At 70.0% G+C, this 23,512-nt stretch carries 20 protein-coding genes; 10 read left to right on the top strand and 10 right to left on the bottom strand.

Annotated features, from left to right (window positions below):
- Positions 1-12 precede the first annotated feature (12 nt).
- The 4 genes from ACH4TV_RS06525 to ACH4TV_RS06510 are packed head-to-tail and all read right to left on the bottom strand — an operon-like array spanning position 13 to position 5,737.
- On the bottom strand, positions 13-1,173 hold the full coding sequence (locus tag ACH4TV_RS06525) for an acyl-CoA dehydrogenase family protein (RefSeq protein WP_398394802.1): 1,161 nt from the start codon (positions 1,171-1,173) through the stop codon (positions 13-15).
- Positions 1,174-1,179: 6 nt separating this feature from the next.
- The gene (locus tag ACH4TV_RS06520; RefSeq protein ID WP_398394800.1) at positions 1,180-2,130 is read right to left on the bottom strand and encodes a hydroxymethylglutaryl-CoA lyase; all 951 of its coding nucleotides are present in this window, start codon (positions 2,128-2,130) and stop codon (positions 1,180-1,182) included.
- Complete coding sequence (locus ACH4TV_RS06515; RefSeq protein WP_398394797.1) at positions 2,127-4,109, bottom strand: acetyl/propionyl/methylcrotonyl-CoA carboxylase subunit alpha; 1,983 nt, start codon at positions 4,107-4,109, stop codon at positions 2,127-2,129. Before ACH4TV_RS06515 ends, ACH4TV_RS06520 begins: the two co-directional genes overlap by 4 nt.
- Before the next feature lie 11 nt (positions 4,110-4,120).
- Positions 4,121-5,737 carry a carboxyl transferase domain-containing protein gene (locus tag ACH4TV_RS06510; protein WP_398394795.1) on the bottom strand — a complete coding sequence of 539 codons (1,617 nt, stop codon included), beginning with the start codon at positions 5,735-5,737 and terminating at the stop codon, positions 4,121-4,123.
- A 129-nt stretch (positions 5,738-5,866) separates the two neighbouring features.
- On the opposite strand from ACH4TV_RS06510, the gene ACH4TV_RS06505 reads away from it, so the two are divergent.
- The 3 genes from ACH4TV_RS06505 to tesB all read left to right on the top strand — a co-directional run bounded on the left by ACH4TV_RS06505 (position 5,867) and on the right by tesB (position 8,630).
- Positions 5,867-6,457 carry a TetR/AcrR family transcriptional regulator gene (locus tag ACH4TV_RS06505; RefSeq protein ID WP_398394793.1) on the top strand — a complete coding sequence of 197 codons (591 nt, stop codon included), beginning with the start codon at positions 5,867-5,869 and terminating at the stop codon, positions 6,455-6,457.
- Positions 6,458-6,555: 98 nt separating this feature from the next.
- Positions 6,556-7,713, top strand: coding sequence for an acyl-CoA dehydrogenase family protein (locus ACH4TV_RS06500; protein ID WP_398394791.1), 1,158 nt, complete (start codon positions 6,556-6,558; stop codon positions 7,711-7,713).
- Positions 7,714-7,748: 35 nt separating this feature from the next.
- Entirely contained in the window at positions 7,749-8,630 is an 882-nt protein-coding gene (gene tesB / locus ACH4TV_RS06495; RefSeq protein WP_398394789.1) for an acyl-CoA thioesterase II, read from the top strand.
- Positions 8,631-8,690: 60 nt separating this feature from the next.
- On the opposite strand, the gene ACH4TV_RS06490 is transcribed toward tesB, so the two are convergent.
- Together ACH4TV_RS06490 and ACH4TV_RS06485 are read right to left on the bottom strand one after the other, a co-directional pair.
- Entirely contained in the window at positions 8,691-9,491 is an 801-nt protein-coding gene (locus ACH4TV_RS06490; protein ID WP_398394787.1) for a phosphatase, read from the bottom strand.
- A gap of 139 nt (positions 9,492-9,630) precedes the next feature.
- Positions 9,631-11,148, bottom strand: a complete 1,518-nt coding sequence (locus tag ACH4TV_RS06485) for a helix-turn-helix domain-containing protein (RefSeq protein ID WP_398394784.1) — start codon at positions 11,146-11,148, stop codon at positions 9,631-9,633.
- A 154-nt stretch (positions 11,149-11,302) separates the two neighbouring features.
- Here ACH4TV_RS06485 and speB point away from each other — a divergent pair, with 154 nt between their 5' ends.
- The 3 genes from speB to ACH4TV_RS06470 are packed head-to-tail and all read left to right on the top strand — an operon-like array spanning position 11,303 to position 14,892.
- Complete coding sequence (speB, locus tag ACH4TV_RS06480) at positions 11,303-12,307, top strand: agmatinase (protein WP_398394782.1); 1,005 nt, start codon at positions 11,303-11,305, stop codon at positions 12,305-12,307.
- The gene (locus ACH4TV_RS06475; RefSeq protein ID WP_398394780.1) at positions 12,304-14,004 is read left to right on the top strand and encodes a thiamine pyrophosphate-binding protein; all 1,701 of its coding nucleotides are present in this window, start codon (positions 12,304-12,306) and stop codon (positions 14,002-14,004) included. Before speB ends, ACH4TV_RS06475 begins: the two co-directional genes overlap by 4 nt.
- Positions 14,005-14,058: 54 nt before the next feature.
- Positions 14,059-14,892 (top strand): S1 RNA-binding domain-containing protein, encoded by an 834-nt coding sequence (locus ACH4TV_RS06470; RefSeq protein WP_398394778.1) that lies wholly within the window; start codon positions 14,059-14,061, stop codon positions 14,890-14,892.
- A 39-nt stretch (positions 14,893-14,931) separates the two neighbouring features.
- Here the strand turns inward: ACH4TV_RS06470 and ACH4TV_RS06465 are convergent, their stop codons facing one another.
- On the bottom strand, positions 14,932-15,618 hold the full coding sequence (locus tag ACH4TV_RS06465; protein WP_398394776.1) for an ATP-binding protein: 687 nt from the start codon (positions 15,616-15,618) through the stop codon (positions 14,932-14,934).
- A 196-nt stretch (positions 15,619-15,814) separates the two neighbouring features.
- Here ACH4TV_RS06465 and ACH4TV_RS06460 point away from each other — a divergent pair, with 196 nt between their 5' ends.
- The 4 genes from ACH4TV_RS06460 to ACH4TV_RS06445 all read left to right on the top strand — a co-directional run bounded on the left by ACH4TV_RS06460 (position 15,815) and on the right by ACH4TV_RS06445 (position 19,409).
- Positions 15,815-16,573, top strand: coding sequence for a GntR family transcriptional regulator (locus ACH4TV_RS06460; RefSeq protein ID WP_398394774.1), 759 nt, complete (start codon positions 15,815-15,817; stop codon positions 16,571-16,573).
- 201 nt (positions 16,574-16,774) lie between these two features.
- Positions 16,775-16,978 (top strand): DUF397 domain-containing protein, encoded by a 204-nt coding sequence (locus ACH4TV_RS06455; protein ID WP_398394772.1) that lies wholly within the window; start codon positions 16,775-16,777, stop codon positions 16,976-16,978.
- A 954-nt stretch (positions 16,979-17,932) separates the two neighbouring features.
- Positions 17,933-18,607 (top strand): SMI1/KNR4 family protein, encoded by a 675-nt coding sequence (locus ACH4TV_RS06450; protein WP_398394771.1) that lies wholly within the window; start codon positions 17,933-17,935, stop codon positions 18,605-18,607.
- Between the two features lie 268 nt (positions 18,608-18,875).
- Positions 18,876-19,409: an SMI1/KNR4 family protein gene (locus ACH4TV_RS06445; RefSeq protein WP_398394769.1), complete on the top strand. Its 534-nt coding sequence runs from the start codon at positions 18,876-18,878 to the stop codon at positions 19,407-19,409.
- A 163-nt stretch (positions 19,410-19,572) separates the two neighbouring features.
- Here the strand turns inward: ACH4TV_RS06445 and secD are convergent, their stop codons facing one another.
- The 3 genes from secD to ACH4TV_RS06430 all read right to left on the bottom strand — a co-directional run bounded on the left by secD (position 19,573) and on the right by ACH4TV_RS06430 (position 23,404).
- A complete protein-coding gene (gene secD / locus ACH4TV_RS06440) occupies positions 19,573-21,915 on the bottom strand; it encodes a protein translocase subunit SecD (protein ID WP_398394767.1) in 2,343 nt (780 codons plus the stop codon).
- Positions 21,916-21,977: 62 nt separating this feature from the next.
- Entirely contained in the window at positions 21,978-22,382 is a 405-nt protein-coding gene (locus ACH4TV_RS06435; protein WP_398394765.1) for a hypothetical protein, read from the bottom strand.
- A gap of 470 nt (positions 22,383-22,852) precedes the next feature.
- Positions 22,853-23,404: an SMI1/KNR4 family protein gene (locus tag ACH4TV_RS06430; RefSeq protein WP_398394763.1), complete on the bottom strand. Its 552-nt coding sequence runs from the start codon at positions 23,402-23,404 to the stop codon at positions 22,853-22,855.
- Between the last annotated feature and the right edge of the window lie 108 nt (positions 23,405-23,512).

The following is a 23,512-nucleotide window of genomic DNA, read 5'->3' as shown; positions in this document are numbered from 1 at the left end:
CTCCGTCGCCCCTCAGCCCACCAGCCCCAACTCCCGTGCGATCAGCATCCGTTGCACCTCGCTCGTGCCCTCCCCGATCTCCAGGATCTTCGAGTCGCGCCACATCCGGGCCACCGGGTACTCGTTCATGAAGCCGTAGCCCCCGTGGATCTGGGTGGCGTCCCGCGCGTTGTCCACCGCGATCGTGGAGGAGTACAGCTTCGCCAGGGCCGCCTCCTTCTTGAAGGGCTCGCCCGTCACCAGGCGGGACGCCGCGTCGCGCCAGGCCAGGCGGGAGGTGTGGGCTTTCATCTCCATGTCGGCGATCTTGAACTGGATGGCCTGGTTCGCGCCGATCGGGCGCCCGAACGCGTGCCGTTCCTTCGCGTACTTCACCGACTCGTCCACGCACCCCTGCGCCAAGCCCGTCGCCAGCGCCGCGATCGCGACGCGTCCCTCGTCGAGGATGCGGAGGAACTGCGCGTACCCCCGGCCCGCCTCGCCCACCAGGTTCGCCGCCGGGACGCGCACGTCGGAGAAGGACAGCTCCCGTGTGTCCGACGCGTTCCAGCCGACCTTCGAGTAGGGCGCCGCGACCGTGAAGCCCGGGGTTCCGGAGGGGACGATGATCGCGGAGATGAGCGGCCTGCCGTCGGCCTTGCGGCCCGTCACCGCCGTCACCGTCACCAACCCGGTGATGTCCGTGCCCGAGTTGGTGATGAAGCACTTCGTGCCGTTGATCACCCACTCGCCGGTCGACTCGTCCAGCCGGGCCGTCGTACGCGTCGCGCCCGCGTCCGAGCCGCCGTCCGGTTCCGTCAGCCCGAACGCGCCCAGGATCTCGCCGGCGCACAGACGCGGAAGCCACTCCCGCTTCTGGTCCTCCGTGCCGAACAGGTAGAGGGGCATCGCGCCCAGCGAGACACCCGCCTCCAGCGTGATCGCCACCGACGAGTCCACCCGCGCCAGTTCCTCCAGCGCGATGCCCAGCGCCAGATAGTCGCCGCCCATCCCGCCGTACTCCTCCGGGAACGGCAGCCCGAACAGGCCCATCCTGCCCATCTCACGGACGATCTCGTACGGGAACTCGTGCCGCTCGTAGAAATCGCCGATCTTCGGGGCGACGACGTCGTGCGCGAACGCCTCGACCGTACGGCGGAGTTCTTCGAGTTCGGGGGAGAGCTTGTGGTCCATGGTCCTTCACTGCTCCTGGGAATCCTGTGAGTCCTTGTGGGACAGGGCGCGTACGGTGCGGGACGGGCTCGGTCGGCCCAGTCGGTCGGCCATCCACGTGCTCGTGGCGACGAGGCTGCCGAGGTCGACTCCGGTCTCGATGCCGAGGCCCTGGAGCATCCAGACCAGGTCCTCGGTGGCCAGGTTTCCGGTCGCGGACTTGGCGAACGGGCAGCCGCCGAGGCCGCCCGCGGAGGCGTCGACCGTCGTGACGCCGTGCTCCAGCGCCGCGTACGTGTTGGCCAGCGCCTGGCCGTAGGTGTCGTGGAAGTGCACGGCGAGGGCTGACGTCGGCACGGCTGCCTTGTTCAACTCGGCCAGCAGGGTGCGTACATGGCCCGGGGTGGCGACGCCGATCGTGTCGCCCAGGCTCAGTTCGTCGCAGCCCATGTCCAGCAGCGCCCTGCACACCCGTACGACCTGGGCGACCGGGACCGGGCCCTCCCACGGGTCGCCGAAGCACATGGAGAGGTAGCCGCGCACCTCCGCGTCCGCCGCCTTCGCCCGTGCGACGACCGGCTCGAACATCGCCAGGGCCTCGTCGACCGTCCGGTTCAGGTTGGCCTTCGCGAAGGACTCGGTCGCGCTGGCGAAGACGGCGACCTGCCGTGCGCCCAGCGCCAGGGCCCGGTCCAGGCCGCGTTCGTTGGGAACGAGCACCGGCAGGCGTACGGGGAGATCGCTGACCTGCGGGAACAGGGCCTCCGCGTCCGCCAGTTGGGGCACCCACTTCGGGTGTACGAAGCTGGTCGCCTCGATCGTCGTCAGGCCCGCGTCGGCCAGCCGGCGGACGAACTCCGCCTTCACCTCCGTCGGCACGATCGACTTCTCGTTCTGCAGACCGTCCCGCGCGCCGACCTCGTGGATCCTGACCCGCGCGGGCAGATCCGGGGCCGGTACGACCATGGGGAGCGTCATTTCTCCTCCTCTGCCGAGGACTGTGCGGGTGCCGAGGACTCTGCGGGGGTGATCACGGCGAGTACCTGGTCCATGGCGACCGTGGTGCCCGGCGCGACGTCCAGCTCGGCGACCGTGCCCGCGTGCGGGGCGGAGATGACGTGCTCCATCTTCATCGCCTCGACCACCAACAGGCTCTGACCGGCGGCCACTTCGTCGCCCACGGCCACCTTCACGACGGTGACGGTCCCGGGCATCGGGGCGGTCAGCGAGTCGGCGCCGGAGTGTGCCGAGCCGGTCAGGGAGGCGGCCACCGGGTCGTGGTCGCGCACGTGCCAGGCGTCGCCGTCGCGGCCCAGCCAGTCGCCGGCGTGGTGGAAGGTGTGGCGGACGCCGTCCAGGACCACCGACACATGGGTGTCGCCGACCGTGTGGGTGCCCTGGGGGGCGTACTCCACGGGGTCCTGCACCCGCAGCCAGAAGGCCGGCGGCTTCGGCGTGCCCCCCAGCCGCCAACCGCTGGGCACGGAGAAGGGGTCCGTCCAGCCGTCGCCGCCGCCCGCCTTCGGCCGCAGCGCCTCCATCCGTACGGCCGCAGCCGCCTCGTACACCTCCTCGGGCACCCCGTCCGGTACGAGGGAGTCGACCTCGCGCTCGACCAGGCCCGTGTCCAACTCGCCCGCCACGACCGCCGGATGGGCGAGGAGGCGGCGCAGGAAACCGGCGTTCGTCGGCACGCCCAGGGTGACCGTCTCCGCGAGGGCCGCCCGGAGTTTTCTGAGCGCCGTCGCGCGGTCGGGGCCGTACGCGATCACCTTGGACAGCATCGGGTCGTACAGCGAACCGACCTCCGTGCCCTCGCTCAGCCCCGAGTCGGTGCGCACGCCGTCACCGGAGGGTTCGCGCAGCGCGAGCACCGTGCCGCCGGACGGCAGGAACCCGCGCGCACCCGCCCGCACGGACACCGTCTCCGCGCAGATCCGCGCCTCCACGGCGTGCCCGGTCAGCCGCACGTCCTCCTGTCCGAAGGACAGGGGCTCACCGGCGGCCACCCGCAGCTGCCACTCCACCAGGTCGAGGCCGGTGACCAGCTCCGTCACGGGGTGCTCGACCTGGAGGCGGGTGTTCATCTCCATGAAGTAGTACGAGGAGGGGTCGCCGCCCGGGACGATGAACTCGACCGTGCCCGCGCCCTCGTACCCGCACGAGCGCGCCGCCTGGACCGCCGCCTCGCCCATCGCGGACCGGGTCCGCTCGTCGAGGAGCACACTGGGCGCCTCCTCGATGAGTTTCTGGTGGCGCCGCTGGAGCGAACACTCGCGCTCGCCCAGGTGCACCACGTTCCCGTGGGCGTCGGCCAGGACCTGGATCTCGATGTGCCGGGGCCGCTCGACCCACCGCTCGACGAGGAGCGTGTCGTCACCGAAGGAGGCGCGGGCCTCGCGCCGCGCGGCGGAGATCTCGTCCGCCAGCTCCCCGGGGTCCCGCACCAGCCGCATGCCCTTGCCGCCGCCGCCCGCGCTCGGCTTGAGCAGCACCGGCATGCCGATCTCCCGTGCCGCGTCGGCCAGTTCGGCGTCCGTGAGCCCGCTGCCGCTCGACCCGGGGACCACCGGGACCCCGGCCGCCCGGACCGTCTCCTTGGCGCGGATCTTGTCGCCCATCAGGGCGATCGCGTCTGCCGGGGGGCCGATGAACGCCACCCCCGCCTCGGCGCACGCGCGCGCGAAGGAGGCGTTCTCGGCGAGGAAGCCGTATCCGGGGTGCACCGCCTGCGCTCCGGTGCGGGCGGCGGCTTCGAGGATGCGGGAGACGGACAGATAGCTCTCCGCCGCTGCCGCCGGTCCGATCCGTACCGCCGTGTCGGCCTCCCGGACGTGCCGGGCGTCCGCGTCGGCGTCGGAGTGGACGGCCACCGAGCGCACACCGAGGGAGCGCAGCGTACGGATGACGCGTACGGCGATCTCGCCCCGGTTGGCCACAAGTACCGTGTCGAACATGGACGTTCCCCTCACATCCGGAAGACGCCGAACTGGGGGTCGCCCAGTGGCGCGTTGGCGCAGGCGGTGAGTGCGAGCCCCAGTACCTGGCGGGTTTCGAGGGGGTCGATGACACCGTCGTCCCAGAGCCGGGCCGTCGCGTAGTAGGCGTTGCCCTGATGCTGGTACTGCGCGCGGATCGGGCCCTTGAAGGCTTCTTCCTCCTCCGTCGGCCAGGACTCGCCCCGTCCCTCCAACTGGTCCCGCTTGACGGTCGCGAGGACGGACGCGGCCTGCTCGCCGCCCATGACCGAGATCTTGGCGCCGGGCCACATCCACAGGAAGCGCGGCGAATACGCCCGGCCGCACATCGAGTAGTTCCCCGCGCCGTACGACCCGCCGACGACGACGGTCAGCTTGGGCACGCGCGTGCAGGCGACTGCCGTCACCATCTTGGCGCCGTGCTTGGCGATGCCGCCCGCCTCGTAGTCCCGGCCGACCATGAATCCGGAGATGTTCTGGAGGAAGAGGAGCGGGATGCCGCGCTGGTCGCAGAGTTCGATGAAGTGGGCGCCCTTCTGGGCGGATTCGGAGAACAGGATGCCGTTGTTGCCGACGATGCCGACCGGGTGCCCGTGGATGTGCGCGAAACCGGTGACGAGGGTCTGCCCGAACTCGGCCTTGAACTCCGAGAAACGGGAACCGTCGACCACGCGCGCGATGATCTCCCGTACGTCGTAGGGCGTGCGGGAGTCGATGGGGACGGCGCCGTAGAGCCCGTGGGTGTCGACCTTGGGTTCGACGGAGGGCTGGACGCTCCACGGCAGCGCCCCGCGCGCGGGGAGGGTGGCGGCGATGTTCCGGACGATGCGCAGGGCGTGCGCGTCGTCCTCGGCGAGGTGGTCGGTGACGCCCGACACGCGCGCGTGGACATCCCCTCCGCCCAGCTCCTCGGCGGTGACGACCTCACCGGTGGCGGCCTTCACGAGCGGGGGCCCGCCCAGGAAGATGGTCCCCTGGTTGCGGACGATGACGGCTTCGTCGCTCATCGCGGGGACGTAGGCGCCCCCCGCGGTGCACGATCCGAGCACGGCGGCGATCTGCGGAATGCCGGCGCCGGACATCCGGGCCTGGTTGAAGAAGATCCGCCCGAAGTGGTCACGGTCGGGGAAGACCTCGTCCTGCATGGGCAGGAAGGCGCCCCCGGAGTCCACGAGGTAGATGCACGGAAGCCGGTTGTCGAGGGCGATCTCCTGTGCGCGCAGATGCTTCTTGACGGTCATCGGGTAGTACGTGCCGCCCTTGACGGTGGCGTCATTGGCGACGATCACGCACTCGCGCCCGCTGACCCGCCCGATCCCGGCGATGACGCCGGCGGCCGGTGCCTGCCCCTCGTACATCCCGTCGGCGGCGAGGGGAGCGAGTTCGAGGAACGGCGAGCCCGGGTCGAGGAGTCGGTCGACCCGGTCCCGGGGAAGCAGCTTCCCGCGCGCGGTGTGCCGGGCCCGGGCCTTCTCGCCGCCCCCGAGCCGGGCCGCGGCCAGCTTGCCCTGCAGCTCCTCGGCCAGCGCGCGATGCGCCGCCTCGTTGGCCCGCCAGGCCTCCGACGCGGGGTCCGCCGCGCTGTGGAGCTCCGGTGCCTCCTGCATCCTGCGGTCCCCTCACCCAGTGGTCGCCCAGTAGTCACTCAGTGGCCGACCAGCGGTCGGCTGGTTAATGAGCGTTAACGTGTTCCTCCAGGTTAACGACCGCTAACGTCCATGTCTAGAATCATTTGCATGGCCACGAGAACCGACGCCCCCACCCGCCGCGAGCAGATCCTCAAGGAGGCCGCCAGGCTCTTCGCCGAGCGCGGTTTCCATGGCGTGGGTGTGGACGAGATAGGGGCCGCGGTGGGCATCAGCGGGCCCGGCCTCTACCGCCACTTCCCGGGCAAGGACGCGATGCTCGCCGAGCTGCTGGTGGGGATCAGCGGCCAGCTCCTGACGGGCGCGAAGCGACGCCTCGCGGAGGTCAGGGAGGGCCCCGAAGAACTGCTCGACTCCCTCATCGAGGGCCACATCGACTTCGCCCTCGACGACCGCCCCCTGATCACCCTCCATGACCGCGAACTGGACCGCCTGCGGGACAGTGACCGCAAGCTGGTGCGCCAGCTCCAGCGGCAGTACGTCGAACTGTGGGTCGAGGTGGTGTGTGAGGTGTATCCGGAACTCACCGAGCCGACCGCTCGTTCTTCGGTGCACTCGGTCTTCGGTCTGCTGAACTCGACCCCGCACCTGGGGCGCCCCGGTGCGCTGCCCGGCCGGGGTGTCACGGCCGCACTCCTGCACCGCATGGCCAGAGGGGCGCTCGCTGCGGCGGGGGAGTGACGAGGGTCTCGGGAGGATTACTCTGGCGGTCCTCGTGACTGACCGGTAACGTAGTTCTGAGCAAGCGCTTAGACAAGTATCCGGTGGAGGTGGCGGTAGTGCGCCGTACGGTGTTCAACGAGGATCACGAGGCGTTCCGGGAGACCATTCGCGCCTTCATCGAGGCCGAGGTCGTGCCCGTCTACGACGAGTGGTTCGCCGCCGGCCAGGCGCCGCGCGACTTCTACTACAAGCTCGCCGAGCTGGGCGTCTTCGGCATCCGCGTCGACGAGGAGTACGGCGGCGCCGGCATCGAGTCGTACAAGTTCGAGGCCATCCTGTACGAGGAGACCGCGCGCGCGGGTGTCTCCTTCGGCGGCTCCGGCGTACACGTGCTGCTGGGCCTGCCGTACATAAAGATGCTCGCCAACGACGAGCAGAAGAAGAAGTTCCTGCCGAAGTTCGTCTCCGGCGAGGAGATGTGGGCGATCGCGATGACCGAGCCGGGCACCGGCTCCGACCTCGCGGGCATGAAGACCACCGCCAAGCTCTCCGAGGACGGCACGCACTACGTCCTCAACGGCTCCAAGACCTTCATCACCGGTGGCGTCCACGCCGACCGCATGATCGTCTGCGCCCGTACCGACGCGCCCAGCGCCGAGGACCGCCGCCACGGCATCTCCCTCTTCGTCGTGGACACCAAGGCCGAGGGCTACTCGGTCGGCCGCAAGCTGGACAAGCTCGGCCTGAAGACCTCCGACACCGCCGAGCTGGCGTTCGTCGACGTCAAGGTGCCCGTCGAGGACCTCCTCGGCGAGGAGAACAAGGGCTTCTCCTACCTCGGCCACAACCTCGCCTCCGAGCGCTGGGGCATCGCCTACGGTGCCTACGCCCAGGCCAAGGCCGCCGTCCGGTTCGCCCAGCAGTACGTCCAGGACCGCGTCGTCTTCGGCCAGCCGGTCGCCGCCTTCCAGAACACCAAGTTCGAGCTGGCCGCCTGCAAGGCCGAGGTGGACGCCGCCGAGGCCGTCGCCGACCGCGCCACGGAGGCCCTGGACGCCGGTGAGCTGACCCCCGCCGAGGCCGCCTCCGCCAAGCTGTTCTGCACCGAGGTCGCGCACCGCGTCATCGACCGCTGCCTCCAACTGCACGGTGGCTACGGCTTCATGAACGAGTACCCGATCGCCCGCCTGTACGCGGACAACCGCGTCAACCGTATCTACGGCGGCACCAGCGAGATCATGAAGTCGATCATCGCCAAGGACATGGGCCTGTAAGGCTCCGGAAATTACTGACCGGTAGAAATGACTGCATGAGTCAGGCACTTCAGGATCTCCTCGATCTGCTCGACCTCGAGCAGATCGAGGAGAACATCTTCCGCGGCCGGTCCCGGCCCGCCATCGTCCCGCGCGTCTTCGGCGGGCAGGTGGCGGCCCAGGCACTCGTCGCCGCCGGGCGTACGGTCCCCCCGGACCGTCCCGCCCACTCGCTCCACTCGTACTTCCTGCGCACCGGCGACCCCGGTGTGCCGATCATCTACACCGTGGACCGCATCCGCGACGGCCGCTCCTTCACCACCCGCCGGGTCGTCGCCGTCCAGCACGGCAAGCCGATCTTCCATCTCTCCGCGTCCTTCCAGCAGCACGAGGAAGGCCTCGACCACCAGGCCCCGATGCCGGCCGCCCCCGACCCGGCGACCCTCCCCACGGCGGAGGAGCAGTTCGCGGGGTACGACCATCTGGACCCGGCGATCGTCGAGAGGTTCCTGGAGTCCCGCGAAGCGGTCGACATCCGCTACGTCGACGACCCGCCCTACGGCAGGTTCGGCGAGCCCCGCGAACCGCGCTCCCAGGTCTGGTTCCGTACGAACGGCAAGCTCGGCGGCGCCGTCGACGAACCCCTGCTCCACGTCTGCCTCGCCACGTACGTCTCCGACTACACGCTGCTCGACTCCATCCTGCTCGCGCACGGACGGGGCGGCTGGGCGGTCAACGACGTGGTGGGCGCCTCCCTGGACCACGCGATGTGGTTCCACCGCCCGTTCCGCGCCGACGAATGGCTGCTGTACGACCAGGAGTCACCGTCCGCGTCCGGCGGCCGGGGCCTCGGCCAGGGCCGTATCTACACGCAGGACGGACAGCTGGCCATCACGGTCATCCAGGAGGGCGTGATCCGGGTCCCCCGCACCCCCTGATCCCCCGCACCCCCTGCCCCCTGGCCCTCTGCCTCCCGACCCCTGACCAGCCGGCGCGTCCTACTCGCTGTCGTCGAGCAGCCCGGCCTCGTTGAGGAGGAACGCCGTCAGCGGGTCGTAGAAGCGCGGGCTCGTCACATGGTCGTCGAGCGGTACCGCCACCTGGAGGGTGCCTTCCGACTCGGCCAGGAAGAGCGCCGGGTCGTTGCAGTCGGCGTATCCGACGGAGTCCACGCCGTGCTGGGCGGCGTACCCGGCCCAGCCGTGGTCGGCGACGACGAGGTCGGGCAGCGGCCGGCCCGCCCGCTCAAGTCCCGTCAGGATCGCGCGCATCGGCTCACCGGAGTGGGTGTGCCACAGCGTGGCGCCGTGCTCCAGCACCGCCACGTCCGCGAACTGGAAGACGTACCCCTCCTCCGTCGTCAGACCGTCCGGAATGACGACGATCTCGCAGCCGGCGCCCCGCAGCGCGTCGGCCGTCGCGCGGTGCACGTCGAGCAGGCCGCCCGGGTGACCGGTGGCGAACAGCACGCGCTGCTGACCGTCGGCCGCCTTGCGCAGCCGGGCCGCCAGCCGCTCCAGCGCGGCGACCGTCAGCTCGGGGTCGATGGTGTCCTGGCCGTACCGGTGTTCGGCATCGTCGTTCACGCCGACCCGCTCGGCCATCACCGCGAGCACGTCCTGCTCGTCGGTCCAGCGGTCGCCCAGCTCCAGCCCGAGCCAGTAGTGCCGTTCGCCGTTCGCCAGCTTGCGGTAGTGGGAGAGGTTGTTCTCGCGGGGCGTGGCGACATCACCCGCGATGCGGGTTCTCACAAGGTGATCGACAAGCTCGGCGCGGCTGGGAATCCCGGGTATCGGCATGCCTCCCATTGTGAGGCAGACGACACTGCGAGGGGCCCGACGTCCCGACCGCTGGGACGCAGGTCACGCGACCTGAGCACACAAGGCTGTTGCCGCAGCAGTAGCACCTCGGTGCTACGTCCCGAGTAATACCCCAGTGCTACTTCAGCGCGAACCACAGCTCCATCCGGACGTCCGGATCGTCGAGGTCCGTGCCGAGCAGGGCCGTGCAGCGCGCGATCCGTTGCCGCACGGTGTTGCGGTGCACGGCCAGCGCGACCGCCGTACGGTCCCAACTCCCGTGCAGGGAGAGCCAGGTGCGCAACGTCTCGACCAGCGCCGGGGCCGCGGCGATCGGCGCGAGGAGCGTACGGGCGTAGGCCGCCGCGTCCGCCTCGGGGACGAGGTCCGAGAGCGCGGGGCGCTCGCCGTGCCGGACGAGCCGCGTACGGGTGGCCCGCGCTCGGGCCAGGGCGCGGGCGGCCTGGAGGTCGGCGGCCGGCCAGTCGCGCGGACCGGCCGGGGCGCTCACCCCGCACGTCCAGCCGGCTTGCGGGGCGGGTTCACGGTCGGCGGGCAGCAGGACCCGTACGACGTCCCCGTCGACGTCGACCAGCGGCGAACCGAACGCCGTACCGAGCGCCGAGGCCGTCACCGCATCGGGCGCCGCCCCGCCGGGCGCCTCGGGCCGAGCGTGGACGACCGCCCACCGCTCGCCCCCGCCCAGCAGCGGTGCGACCGCCTCCGGTGCCGCCCCCAGCAGCAGCCGTACGAGGGCCGACGAGCGGGCGGCGCCCGTACCGCTGTGGTGTTCGCCGGTGAGGAGGGCGAGGAGTACGGCGGCCACGGAGGCGATCGTGTGGTCCCCGGGCGTGCGCTCGGGCGGGTGTTCGGGTACGGCGACGGCGAGCGCGAAGCCCAGCCCGGTGCCGAGGGCGTAGGCGGCGAGGTGGGTGTCGCCGGTGGTGTCGGTGGCGGAGGCGGGGGCGTGGGCGGGCCGAACCACGTCGGCGAGGTCGGCCAGCGCGCGAACTGTGCCCGCCTCCCGCCCCGCCGCCGCGATCTCCGTCCCGTCCGGCCCGTACAGCACCGCCCGGCCGCCCACCCGCTGGGCCAGCCGGCGCAGGACGGCGGGGATCGGATCCGGGCCGGACGCGGCGGCGGCCAGGCTCTGCTGGGCCTCCGTCACCCGGCGGAGCTCGGCCAGCCGGGCCTGCGCCATGAGCTGCCAGACCGCGCGGGCCACCCCCGAGAAGGTCGTCGCCGGCGGCACCTCGAGGAGCGGCAGCCCGTACGCGTCGCAGGCCGCGACCAGCGCACGCGGCACCCTGTCGTGCACCGGCGCCACCCCGAACCCGAGCGCCGCGCCGCCCGCCGCGACGATCCGGGCCACGTACGCGTCGAAATACGTCCCCGAGCCCGCCGCCTCCGCCGCCTCCGGGATGTGCACCCCGGCCGTCAGCAGCAGCTCACCGCCCAGCAGATACGGATACGGGTCCGCCATCTCCGACACATGCGCCCAGTGGATCACCGGGTCGGGGGAGACCGGGCCTGCGATCTGGCGCAGGGCCAGGTCCTCGCGGGAGAGAAGGGCGGAGAGCTGCACCGGGGGAGTGGGCGGCACGGAGGGCGCGGACAGGTCCGGCACGGTGGAGGACACGGGGGCCACGGGCGACATGGTGGATGTTCCATCCGTACGAGGTGCCAGGAGTGGATGAAACGTACACTTCCTGGGTCTGTCCCGGCCACCTACTCTGGCGCGAGCGGCTCGCCGGCCACACCATCGAACTCGTACCCGAACGGCCCCGAGGCGCAGGAAGAAGGCAGACGGTATGACCAGCAGCCACGAGACGCCCGAGATGCGCGAGACGCCCCGCGGCCCCGTCGACTCGTCCCGCGTCCCGCGATTCGCCGGTCCCGCGACCTTCGCGCGGCTGCCGCGCCTCGACGAGGTCGGCGGACGTGCCGATGTCGCCGTGATCGGGGTGCCGTTCGACTCGGGTGTCTCGTACCGTCCGGGCGCCCGCTTCGGCGGCAACGCGATCCGCGAGGCGTCCCGGCTGCTGCGCCCGTACAACCCGGCGCAGGACGCGTCCCCCTTCGCACTGGCGCAGGTGGCGGACGGCGGCGACATCGCCGTCAACCCGTTCAACATCAACGAGGCCGTGGAGACGGTGGAGGCGGCGGCCGACGAGCTGCTGGGGACGGGCGCGCGCCTGATGACGCTGGGCGGCGACCACACGATCGCGCTGCCGCTCCTGCGCTCGGTGGCGAAGAAGCACGGCCCGGTGGCGCTGCTCCACTTCGACGCACACCTCGACACCTGGGACACCTACTTCGGCGCCGAGTACACGCACGGGACGCCCTTCCGGCGGGCGGTGGAGGAGGGCATCCTCGACACCTCCGCGCTCTCGCACGTCGGCACGCGCGGCCCGCTGTACGGCAAGCAGGATCTGGACGACGACGCGAAGATGGGCTTCGGCATCGTGACGTCGGCGGATGTGATGCGGCGGGGGGTCGACGAGGTCGCAGACCAGCTCCGCGACCGAATCGGCGACCGCCCGCTCTACATCTCCATCGACATCGACTGCCTCGACCCGGCGTTCGCACCCGGCACGGGCACGCCGGAGGCGGGCGGCATGACGTCGAGGGAGCTGCTGGAGATCCTGCGGGGCCTGGCGTCCTGCAACCTGGTCTCGGCGGACGTCGTGGAAGTGGCGCCCGCGTACGATCACGCCGAGATCACGTCGGTCGCGGCGTCGCACACGGCGTACGAACTGACGACGATCATGTCCCGCCAGATCGCCCAACAGAATGCACAGGCCCGAGAACAATGACCCACGACCACGACCTGGTACTGAAGCCGACCCCCGCCCAGACGGAGGCCGCGCTCAACCCGCCCCCCGGCCGCAACGGCGGAGACCTGGTCGTGGAGACGCTGGCCGGCCTCGGCACGACGACGGTCTTCGGCCTCCCCGGCCAGCACGCCCTGGGCCTGTTCGACGCGCTGCGCCGCTCGGACCTGCGGTACATCGGCCTGCGGATGGAGAACAACGCGGGGTTCGCGGCGGACGCGTACGGCAGGATCACGGGCGAGGCGGCACCGCTCCTCCTGTCGACGGGCCCGGGCGCGCTGACATCACTGGCGGCGCTCCAGGAGGCGGCGTCGGCTTCGGCCCCTGTCCTGGCGATCAGCAGCCAGATCCCAACCGCTGGGCTGGGCGGCGGCAGACACGGCTACCTGCACGAACTCCCGGACCAGCAGGCCTCGTTCAGGGGTGTGGTGAAGTCGGTTCACACGGTTCGTACGCAGTCCCAGATCCCGTCCGCGATCGCCGACGCCTGGAAGTCGGCGCTCACGGCCCCGCACGGCCCGGTGTGGGTGGAGATCCCTCAGGACGTACTGCTGGCGGAAACCCCGATCCCGGTGGTGACGGGCGGCGACGCCTTCCCCGAGGAACTCCCCCCGCGCCCCGAACTGACTGCGCTGGCAGCCCACTTGCTGTCGAACGCCGAGCGCCCGGCGATCATCGCGGGCGGCGGAGTCGTACGCGCGGACGCGTCGGGCAAGCTGAGGGCACTGGCGGAGCGCCTCCAGGCGCCGGTGGTGACGACGTACGGGGGAAAGGGCGCGTTCCCGTGGACGCACCCCCTCTCGCTCCAGTCCTGGCTGGAGGACCGGCACATGACCGACTTCCTGGAGGACGCGGACGTGCTGTTGGTGGTCGGCTCGGGTCTGGGTGAACTCTCCTCCAACTACCACACGTTCAAGCCGCGCGGTCGGGTCATCCAGGTCGAGGCGGACCTGGGCAAGCTGGAGTCCAACCACCCGGCCCTGGGCATCCACTCGGACGCACGCCTCGCTCTGCAGGCACTGCTGGAGACGTTGCCCACGGTGCCGGCGGCGGCACGGGAGGACGAGACGGCGGGGGAGCGGGTACGGGGGGTGCTGGACCGGGTGCGTGAGCGCCTCGACGCCCAGCAACTCACCCTGGAACAGGGCTTGTTGGCGTCGATCCGAGCGGCCCTCCCGTCCCGCGCCCCCTCCTTCTGGGACATGACGATCCTGTCCTACTGGGCCTGGTCGGCCTTCGACCCGCGCGGCACGAACACCATGCACTCGGCCCAGGGCGCGGGCGGCCTCGGCTACGCCTTCCCGGCGGCCCTGGGAGCGGCCGTGGCCGACCCGTCGTACCCGGTACTCGCGGTCTCGGGCGACGGGGGTGCGTTGTACGGGATCGCGGAGTTGGCGACGGCTCGGCAGTACGACCTGAACGTCACCTGGCTGATCGTGGATGACGGGGGTTACGGCATTCTGCGCGAGTACATGACGGACGCGTTCGGGGAGGCGACGGGAACGGAGTTGGCGCGGCCGGATTACGTAGCGCTGGCCCAGTCGTTCGGCGTGCCGGCGGTACGGACGACACCCGAGACGCTGGAGACGGATCTCGCGAAGGCGTTGGGGGAGCCGGGGCCTTCGGTGGTGGTGCTTCCGGCGGTGCTGCGGATGTTCGCGGCGACGCACGGGAGTTGAGAGGCGGACCGTACCTGCGGGCCTGTGTGCGGTACCTCGTGAAAGGCTGGCGGCATGGGTGGAGTGTCGGACGACCAGGCCTGCCGGGAGTTCCTGGAAACGATCCGCGTCGGCGACCTCTGCACCGGGACCGCGACCGAGATCACGCGGTCCCACGGGGTGGCTGTCACCCTGGACGGTTTCCCCGCGCGTCCGTTGGGTGTGGTCGGACCGTTGGAGCTGTCCTGGCGCCAACATCCGGCCGCGGCGGTGAAAGTGGGTGAGCGGATCACCGCCGAGGTGGTCGCCGTGGATCTGGATGAGGGCCGGGTCGGGCTGTCCATGGCCGCCGCGGAGAACCCGGAACTGTGGGCGTTTCTCAGCTCACTTCATTGCGGCGAGATCCTTACCGGCACGGTCGCGTCGATCGAACGGTTCGGAGTGTTCGTCGCGTTGGACGACGGCCCGGGCCACCCGGTCTTCCCCGGCGTCGGGTTCATCACGTTCCCCGAACTGTCCTGGCGGCGCTTCGAGTCGGCGTCGGACGTCATCGAGGTCGGGCAGCGCGTCGCGTGCGAGTTCCTCCAGTTCGACACCTGGAACGGAGAGGCCAGGCTGTCCTTGCGGGCGATGCAGCCGGACCCTTTTCAGACCTTCGCCGACGACATCACGGTGGGCCGGGTCCTGGATGGGCAGGTCACGAAGCTGGTTCCGTTCGGAGCCTTTGTACAGGTCGCCGAGGGGATCGAGGGGCTGGTCCATCTTCGTGAACTTGCGTGGACACCAGTGACAGCTCCGGAGGACGTCGTCCGGGTGGGCGACGCGGTCACGGTGGTTGTCACCGAGCTCGACCGGGATCGGCGCAGGTTGACCCTTTCCCGGCGACAGGTCTCTCTCGACCCAGCGTGACTCTTGTGTTGGCCGGTGGTGAGGAGAGGCGACTACTCGTCAGGGCACCAGGTCAGCGAACGAGACGGCGCGTGCGATGCGGTCCAGCGCCACTTTCTCAGGGGTACGTCCTTCCAAGCGAGCCAGCGTGCGCAGCACTTCGGCCCGGTCGCCGGTGAACGTGACGGTGACTGTGACGGCGGCGGCCACGGAATTCTGCTCATGAACGCCGTTCGGTGTGGTGAGTGGCGGCTCCGGCAGTGCGACCCGGCGTTGCACTGATCGTGGCAGCGCCAGTTCGACCCACGTCGCCTTCCCGATGCCGTGCCGGCGGGGGCAGCAGCCCCAGCGTTCCGCGAGGGCCTGTACGAGGGTGAGGCCGCGGCCTCCCTCGTCCTCGGGGCTGGTCTGGCGGGGCGTGGGCCGGCAGTTGTTCGCGTCGGCGACCTCCATGCGCAGGCGTCCGTCGTACGTGGCGAGCCGGAGACCGATCTCCCGGCCGGGAGGGGTGGAGGCGTGCCGGAGGGAGTTGGTGAACAACTCCGACAGCAACAGCTCGGCCGTTTCGGCCACTTCGCCGTCGACCTTCCAGTCGGTGAGTTGGGTGCGGAGCAGTTCGCGGGCGTGGGGGGCGCTTCGTGGGGTGTGGGGTAACTGCCAGTAGACCTCGGACATGCCCGGGCTTGCGGGTGCGGGTGCGGGTGCGGGTGCGGGTGCGGGTTGCTGTGATGCGATGTCGGCTGACATATGAAGACCTCCCCGGCGCGGAACGAGCTGATCTCTTACATCTCTAGAGATGTACCCCAGTGAAGCGTCGGGATCGGACTTTCGCAATACATCTCTAGAGATGTGAGCGAAATTGCTCGGAGGTGATAGCTGACTGGAGGTGAGGGTGCAGTGAGCGGTGCCTAGGATGTCTAGAGATGATCGGAGGGAGACGTTGATGAGCGGCCGGGGCGCGGGGCGTCAGCCCAAGTACCAGCGCATTGCCGAGGAGCTGCGGGCGGCCATCGAATCCGGTGAGTACGGCCCGGGTGAGCGGCTCCCCGGCGAGAACGACCTCATGGACGCGCACGGTGTGGCACGTATGACGGCCCGGCAGGCGCTCGGTGTTCTGCAGGCGGAAGGCATCGTCGAAGCGCGCAAGGGCGCCGGGGTGTTCGTCCGGGACTTCAAGCCCATTCGGCGCATGGGTATCCAGCGGGTTGCCCACTCGCAGTGGGGCGAAGGCCGGTCTATCTGGGCGGCCGACGCGGCAGGCCGCGACCTCGTCGTCGACTCGGTCGAGGTGAGCGAGGAGGACGCTCCGGTTGTGATCGCCGGAGTCCTGGACCTGGAGGAAGGGGTCCGGGTTTGTGTGCGGCGGCGCCGCTACACCCTCGACGGCAAACCTGTACTCCTCGCTACGTCGTATCTGGCGGCCGACATGGTCTCCGGTACGCCGATTACGCAGGCGGACACGGGCCCTGGCGGTATCTATGCGCGGCTTGAAGAGCTGGGCCGTAAGCCGGTCCGCTTCCGTGAGGAGATCCGCTCCCGTATGCCGAGCGGGGACGAGGCTGGGCGACTGGCGTTGCCGTCTGGCGTGCCCGTCGTGCTTGTCGCCCGGACTGCGTTCGATGCCGAGGGCGTGGCCGTCGAAGTGAACGACATGGTGCTGGACTCCTCCGCGTATGTGCTGGAGTACGGTTTCGAGGCCTGAACGGCTATTGACGGGATCTTGGCGATGTTGCTTTTCGCGGCCGAGCGCGGAGATGAGCAATGCTCAAACCCTTTGGATCCTGCTCGGGTTGGCGTCCATCCGCGGGCCTCTCTCGTGGAAGTGGGCGTCAAGGAGATGGAATCCGAGTCCCCGATCATGGGGATCGCCGAGGGCTGACCGACTCGCAAGGAAGAGCAGCACATGTCGTCGCAGCGGACCACTTGGTTCAAGAGCAGCTACAGCGGCCAGAACGGCGAATGCATAGAAGTCCGTCGCCGGACGGCCGGTATCGACGTCCGAGACTCGAAGGACCAGCCTGGCCCTGTCGTCGCTGTCGGGGCCGTGGCATGGCGTTCGTTTCTTGCCGGGGTTGAGCAGGCCTCCTACGGCGGCTTGCAGGCCTGATGGAAGCGCGAGCCTGCCGCTCGGCGGAGAAGCCTGCCGGTGGCTATTCGCTTCGAGTGCTCATTTGCCTTGCTCCCCCCGCATGTTGTTGATGGCCGCTTGAAGTCGTAGCCAGGTCGGATCCGTTGCCGCCACGGTGGTCACCGTTGCCAGATCGTCTGATTCCCAGGTGCGGGCTCCGTCGGTTGCGACGAGGTGTCCTCGGCGGGACATGACTGTCTGTCGTCCCAGCTTGCCGTGCTCGTCGTCCCGACCTGACCTTCTAAACCGGTTGCAGCGGTGGCAAGGCCCGTGGCGATACTCCGGCATGAGTACATTCGCGGAGGTCATCGTTTTGGCCTTGGACGCACATGACGTGATGGAACCACTCACCAAGGATGACGAGACCCGTACCTGGCGCGGCCGATTTGTTCCGATAGAGAGCCAATGGGGCCGTTCCTTCGGAGCTGGTTGGGCCACAGAGTTCGAGCGGATGAGGCCGCGGTCTGGACTGCTACGGCACCTGGAGTCCCTGCCGTGGCCCTACCCGGAAAGCGTGCAGGTCTTGATCCACGACCAGGACGACGAATGCTTCGGCCTCTGGATGATCCATGACGGCAGGCTGGTAGAAGTACCTCTCCCGCGCACGGAGCGATTCCATCAACCGGCCCCGCCCACCGACGAGTTTCCGCCGGACCCGGGCTACCTGCTCCGGACGGACCGGCACTCTGACCTGCCTGAGCAGACCCCGAGTGACCGCCGAGATCCGCGGCCGGCCTGGTAACACCGCGAAGCCTGGCAGCGTCGTGACCATGCCGACCGCAGGCCCGCGTGCCCCTTGACCCAATGTCGCCCACCCGACCCTGCGCATGGGGCGATCGTCCGCCGCGATCCGGCCCCGACCACCGCTGTTCGCCGTTGCACCTTGGCCGTGCGCCTGTTCTGGAGTAGATCCTCTCGCCTACGCTTCGGTTCATGGGGGCGATGAACTGGAGCGGTGTCCGTGAGCGGGTGGAGGCTCTGGCTCACGCTGACAAGGCGAATCAAGTCTTCGGAGCGTGGGACCGGTACGGCGGAGTGGGGCATCACTTCTGGCTTGCTGATCCACTGTCGGAGTCGGAGGTCGCCGAGGCGGAGGCTCAGTGGGGTGTCTCGCTCCCCGTGGACTATCGGACCTTCCTCCTCGAAGTCGGTGCCGGTGGTGCTGGACCGGGGTATGGGCTCACGGTCCTGAGCCGCAGTGGTGCCGGGTGGCTGTGGAGCGATGTGGGCGGGGACACGGTCCACGAGCGATTGCGCTTTGCCTTTCCAGGCGGGGAGGAAAGCGTGCGCGTTCAGGCCGAGCACGAGAGCAAGGAGCCGGTGGAGTCCCATTTCGAGGACGAAGCTGCGTTCCGCGAGGCATATCGCGCCTGGTTGGAACAGGACGAGAAGCTGTTCGACTGGTTCTCTTCCGGTGCCGTGTGTCTCAGTCACGAGGGTTGCGGTTGTTGCCATTGGCTCGTCGTGTCCGGCTCGCAGAAGGGTCGGGTGTGGCTGGACGACCGTCCGGGGGACGGAGGATTCCGTCCCCTTGGGGAGGTCGCATTTGCGGACTGGTACCTCGACTGGGTCGAGAGGTCTGAGGCAGTCGTTCGGCGTCCTCGCTAGTGCTGTGATTGCACAGGTTCGTCGGGTTGGGTCGGACTGCGGTTTTGCGGGGACGACTGTCCCAGCGGGTGCCGTTCTCGCTCCGGATAAGGGCGTGTGGGCGGAGAGGCTGGTCACCGCGTCCGGCGAGCAAGCCGCGCGGCCGTGCAGTGGCGGGAAGGCTCCCGCCGGAGCATTGACCGCAGCGGCTTGAAGCGCGTGTACGCACGGTTCGTGGCCCTGCGGGTCAGCTTGGTGTTGCGGTAGATCACGTCGCTAATCTGTTCGTGTGACACCGACCGAGGACCGCCAGTTCCCTGCCCCATTTGCCGCTGCCATGGCGGTCCGGCTCGACTGCATCGGCGAGGACGGCGTCGACTTCGAGCCCTACGAGGCTTTCCTGACGGCCGATGAGACAACCGACTGGTTCCGGGCGTGGACCGGCAACGGCGAGCTGAACGGCGATGCCTTCCGCGTGTTCGGCCAAGATGGCACCGGCGGATCCGCCGCATTCTGGTTGATCCGCCCGGGTCGAGCACTGGCCGAGCAGCCTGTCGTCTTCCTCGGCTCCGAAGGAGAGACAGGCGTCGTCGCCCGCAACCTGGGCTCTTTCCTGTGGTTGCTGGCCGACGGCTTCGGCCCATGGGAAGCGGCCAGCTCACACGAGCCCGAGCCCGACTGGGTCCCCCACTCCAACCGCGAACTGGCTGCCATCGCGGAACAGTTCGCTCCACTCCATCGCGCGGCAGCAGCTGTCGTGATTGACCAGGCCACGCGAGAGTTCCCCGACTTCGACGACACCATGATGGAGCTCTGCCGCTGAACCCGGTCGCCTTGATGGGACACACGCAGTCCGAAGTACGGCAGGTCGAGCCCGCTACGTGGGTGACCTCACATCCGGAGCTGCTGCCGCCGTGGCCGCCCCTCCGGATGCGCGCTTCTTCCCTGCGGTCATCCGTGTCTTCTGCGCGAGCCTCCGCGCGCCCTCACACCACAGCGCCTGAATCCCGCGCCCGCCCGCGTCGCTCCAGCGGACTGCGCGCCCCACTGTTCTCGCTGCGCTTGGGGCGCACCGGCGGCGCCGGGCGGCTTCCCTCGAGCTGCACGGCGATCGGCACGGCAGTGAACACCGTCGACGCCATACCGATCACCACACCGGCGATCAGCGCCACGGAGAAGTCCGCGAGCGAGTCACCGCCGAGCACGGCCAGGGCTGCCAGGATGAACAGCGCGCCCATACCGGTGTTCACCGTGCGTGGCAGCGTCTGGATGACGGCCTTGTTCGCGGTGGTTTCCAGGTCCGCCGCCGGATCGCGTCGGCGTGCCTCGCGCACCCGGTCGAAGACGACGACGGTGTCGTTGACGGAGTACCCGATGACCGTGAGCAGGGCCGCCAGGAAGACGCTGTCGACGGGCTTGCCGAGCCAGGCGAACAGGCCCACCACGAGCAGCACGTCGTGCACCATGGCCGACACCGCCGCGGCGGCGAACGTCCACCGGAACCGCACGCTGAGGTAGATCAGCTGGGCCGCGACGGCGATGCCGAGCGCGATGAGCGCGTGCCGGCGCAGTTCGTCGCCGAGGCTCGGGCCGATCAGCTCGTCCCGCTCGACGGTGACCTCGCCGCCCTCCTTCGCCAGCGCCGTTCTGATCGTGTGCTGCTGGTCGTTGCTCAGCTCACCGGTGCGTACGGAGATGTCCCCGTCCCCCGACTCCTGCACCACCGCGCGCGGGAACCCGGCGTCCGTGACCGCCGTACGCGCTGTGTCCACGTCCACTGGCCTGCTGGTGCTGTATTCCACCAGGCGCCCGCCGGTGAACTCCACCCCAAAGGCCAGGCCGCGCAGGCCGATTCCGGCGACGGCAACCACGATCAGCAGCGCGCTGACGCCGAGCCAGCGGCGCCGGTGGTGCACCAGGCGGGGTTTGCGGTGCGCGAGCCAGGCACGCACCCGGCCGGTGGAGGTGATCCCGGTCAGGCCGGGCCGACCCCGCACGTAGCGGCGCCGGATCGCGAAGTCGGCGAGGACCCGGGTGATCACCAGGGCCGAGATCATCGAGACGAGGACACCGATGGAGAGCGTGACGCCGAACCCCTTGACGGGGCCGCTGGCGAAGAAGAAGAGCAGCCCGGCCGCGAGCAGCGTGGTCACATTCGAGTCGACGACCGCGCTCCATGCCTTGCTGAAGCCGATGCTCAGCGGCTTGTCCAGGTGCGCCGAGGCCGACTTCAGGGCGCGGGCTCCCAGATACTCCTCGCGGGCACGCTCGAAGACCAGCACGTTCGCGTCCACCGCCATGCCGATCGCCAGGACGAAACCGGCGAGTCCGGGCAGTGTCAGGGTCGCGCCCAGGGCGACCAGTGCGGCGTAGGAGATCAGCCCGTACAGCGCGAGCGCGATGATGGCCAGGGCACCGAGCAGCCGGTAGACGACGATGATGAACAGCCCCGTCAGGGCGAGCCCGATGATCGCCGCCTGGGCGCTGGCGGCGATGGCGTCGGCACCGAGCGTGGGGCCGACGGTGCGCTGCTCCACGACCTCCACGGGCACCGGCAGCGCACCGCCCTTGACGAGCGCGGCCAGATCGCGGGCCTCTTCCCGGCCGAAGCCGCCGGTGATCTGCGTGGAGCCGCCGGAGATGCCGACCTTGCACGCCACATCCGCGTTGACGCCGGGTGCCGAGAGGACCTTGCCGTCCAGGACGATGGCGACGCGCCGCTCGGGGGCGCCCTGCGGGGCACAGGCCGCCGCCCCGGTGACCCGTGCCCAGTCCTTGCCTGCCTGCTCGCGGAAGGTGAGGTTGACCATCCAACCCGACATCGCCTGCTGGTCGAGCACCGCCTCGGCGTCCTTGACGCCCTCGCCGGTGAGAGCGGTGGGCCCTAGCTTGAGAAACGCCCCCTTCTGGTCGGGGTCGGCCAGGGTGCGCGAGCCGTCCTTGGCCGCCTTCCCCTTGTTTTCGTCCTGCTTGTCCGTCGCGCCCTGCACCGGGTGGACGGTCAACTGCGCGGTGCGGCCGATGACTTCGGCGGCCTCGCGCGGGTCCTGCAGGCCGGGCAGCTCGACGAAGATCCGCTGCTGTCCGGACCGGTACAGGCTCGGCTCGGACACGCCGAGCGCGTCGACCCGCTGGCGGAGCACCTCCAGGGCCCGCTGGGTCGATTCGGCATCGGCCTTGACGAGGGGTGAATCCTTGGTCTCCAGGACGATCTGGGTGCCGCCGCGCAGGTCGAGGCCGAGGCGGGCGGACTGGGTGAGAGCGAAGAAGAGCGAGGCGGCGATCACACCTAGGGCGACGATCGCCCGCCACATGGGCGCGCGAGACATGAGTTCTCCACGATGGGCAGGCAGACGGAGTCGACGTCTGCGCCGGGCGCGGAGGCGAACGGTCAGGCGTCGATACGGACTTCGGTGCTCCATCGGGACGGCGGGCCGCGCGGGCGATACGCGTGGGCGCCCCGGCTCGCCCCTGCGGCCGCGGCCGCCACGGCCACGGCGGGGCCGCCGACAGCGCGGTGCGGAGCTGCGTCCCCGGCGCCAGGGCCCAGGAAGCCGTGGAACGGGTACGGCACGGCGTCGGCGCGGCCGAGCACGGGGTGCGCCACGGTGACGGGTCGCTGCGCGTCGGTGGTCGCGGACGCCTGCGCGGTCGCCGTCGCGGCCGTGCCCGTCGACGACGGGCGGGACGCCGGCGCCGACTTGGCCGACACCGGCAGGAGGAAGGTCAGGACGGCGAGCAGCGCGGAGAGCACGACGGCGGCCGGGCGCGTGGGGTGTGCGCGGTGGTGCTGCACGCCTCTTGCCCCCCGGCCAAGTCGTCGTACGGAATCAGCAGTTGACACTGCGAGCCGACGGCTCCGCTCGTCCGGCCGTCAGTGACATGAACGCCGTCGGGCGTCCTGAGGTTCCCGATTGACCGCAGGAAGGTTGCTGTCGGCGGGGTGCGCTGGTGCGGCTGCACGGAAGTGCGGGGAAGGGGCGGGACGAGGCGGCGGTACGGACCCTTGAGCCCGTGCCGCCGCCGCACCTCCGAAGCCGGAGTCGGCTACGCCCCTTCTCTCAGAGCATCCGATCGTTGTTCTGGCGTGCCGCTGAGTGATGCCCAGTGGGCGCGTATCGAGCCAGTGCTTCCGGACAGGGTCCCGCAGCAGGGCGGGTGAGGGCGTCATCACCGCCAGGTGATCGAGGCGATCGCGTGGAAGTGCCACACCGGATCGCCCCTTCATCCGGGTCGGCGGGTCGGTCCGGACGACGTGCGGGGTATTCAGAGGCGCTGTAGCCACTCGGTGTACCAGGTACCAAAACCGGGCCTCACCGGGACGAAGCCGCCCCAGTTCGGGTCGATCTCCCAGACCTCGCCTTTTCGGAGGCCGTTCAGGATCAGCCTGACGTAGATGCCGCAGCCCTCTTCTGCCAGCATGAGCGTGCCTCGGGTCAGCTCACAGGCCGATGGGCCGATGCGGCCGGGCAGGGGTTCGGTGAGGGGAAACGGCTCGGTGAGTCGGCCCGGCAGCCGGTCTTCTTCCCACTCGTCGTCCACGGCCCACTCTTCGCCGATCTCCGGGTGTCGGGCGGTCAAGGGCATCAGCCAGTGGCCGGGACCGGCGGGTCCGTCGCCCACCTGTGCGACGAAGGACCGGTACTCCGCCGGCAGATCGATGTCATGGGCTTCCTCGAACGCCCTGATCTCGGCCTCCGGCAGCGCCGGCTCCAGCTCGTACCGGTGCGTAGCCGCCCCGAAGCGCGACCGCTCCGGGTCCTGTGCTGCCAACTCCCGTATCCGAGCGCGTACGCCGCCCTCGTCCCAGCTCTCCATCCGGCGACCGTAACAATGACGTAGGCGCCCAGTCCGCGCGCCTTCGTGCGAAGCGGCGATCAGCGGTGGGCCCGCCGGGTCTCTGACCGGCGCACTCAAGGTTCCCTA

This window comes from Streptomyces sp. NPDC020898, assembly GCF_044333925.1.
GTDB lineage: Bacteria > Actinomycetota > Actinomycetes > Streptomycetales > Streptomycetaceae > Streptomyces.
The sequence above is the reverse complement of the archived record's forward strand: the minus strand, read 5'-3'. Positions and strand labels throughout refer to the sequence as shown.

Coding starts and splice junctions, on each gene's coding strand:
- ACH4TV_RS06525 (WP_398394802.1), bottom strand. CDS start 1,173: ATGGACCACAAGCTCTCCCCCGAACTCGAAGAACTCCGCCGTACGGTC.
- ACH4TV_RS06520 (WP_398394800.1), bottom strand. CDS start 2,130: ATGACGCTCCCCATGGTCGTACCGGCCCCGGATCTGCCCGCGCGGGTC.
- ACH4TV_RS06515 (WP_398394797.1), bottom strand. CDS start 4,109: ATGTTCGACACGGTACTTGTGGCCAACCGGGGCGAGATCGCCGTACGC.
- ACH4TV_RS06510 (WP_398394795.1), bottom strand. CDS start 5,737: ATGCAGGAGGCACCGGAGCTCCACAGCGCGGCGGACCCCGCGTCGGAG.
- ACH4TV_RS06505 (WP_398394793.1), top strand. CDS start 5,867: ATGGCCACGAGAACCGACGCCCCCACCCGCCGCGAGCAGATCCTCAAG.
- tesB (WP_398394789.1), top strand. CDS start 7,749: ATGAGTCAGGCACTTCAGGATCTCCTCGATCTGCTCGACCTCGAGCAG.
- ACH4TV_RS06490 (WP_398394787.1), bottom strand. CDS start 9,491: ATGCCGATACCCGGGATTCCCAGCCGCGCCGAGCTTGTCGATCACCTT.
- ACH4TV_RS06485 (WP_398394784.1), bottom strand. CDS start 11,148: ATGTCGCCCGTGGCCCCCGTGTCCTCCACCGTGCCGGACCTGTCCGCG.
- speB (WP_398394782.1), top strand. CDS start 11,303: ATGACCAGCAGCCACGAGACGCCCGAGATGCGCGAGACGCCCCGCGGC.
- ACH4TV_RS06475 (WP_398394780.1), top strand. CDS start 12,304: ATGACCCACGACCACGACCTGGTACTGAAGCCGACCCCCGCCCAGACG.
- ACH4TV_RS06470 (WP_398394778.1), top strand. CDS start 14,059: ATGGGTGGAGTGTCGGACGACCAGGCCTGCCGGGAGTTCCTGGAAACG.
- ACH4TV_RS06465 (WP_398394776.1), bottom strand. CDS start 15,618: ATGTCAGCCGACATCGCATCACAGCAACCCGCACCCGCACCCGCACCC.
- ACH4TV_RS06460 (WP_398394774.1), top strand. CDS start 15,815: ATGAGCGGCCGGGGCGCGGGGCGTCAGCCCAAGTACCAGCGCATTGCC.
- ACH4TV_RS06455 (WP_398394772.1), top strand. CDS start 16,775: ATGTCGTCGCAGCGGACCACTTGGTTCAAGAGCAGCTACAGCGGCCAG.
- ACH4TV_RS06450 (WP_398394771.1), top strand. CDS start 17,933: ATGGGGGCGATGAACTGGAGCGGTGTCCGTGAGCGGGTGGAGGCTCTG.
- secD (WP_398394767.1), bottom strand. CDS start 21,915: ATGTCTCGCGCGCCCATGTGGCGGGCGATCGTCGCCCTAGGTGTGATC.
- ACH4TV_RS06430 (WP_398394763.1), bottom strand. CDS start 23,404: ATGGAGAGCTGGGACGAGGGCGGCGTACGCGCTCGGATACGGGAGTTG.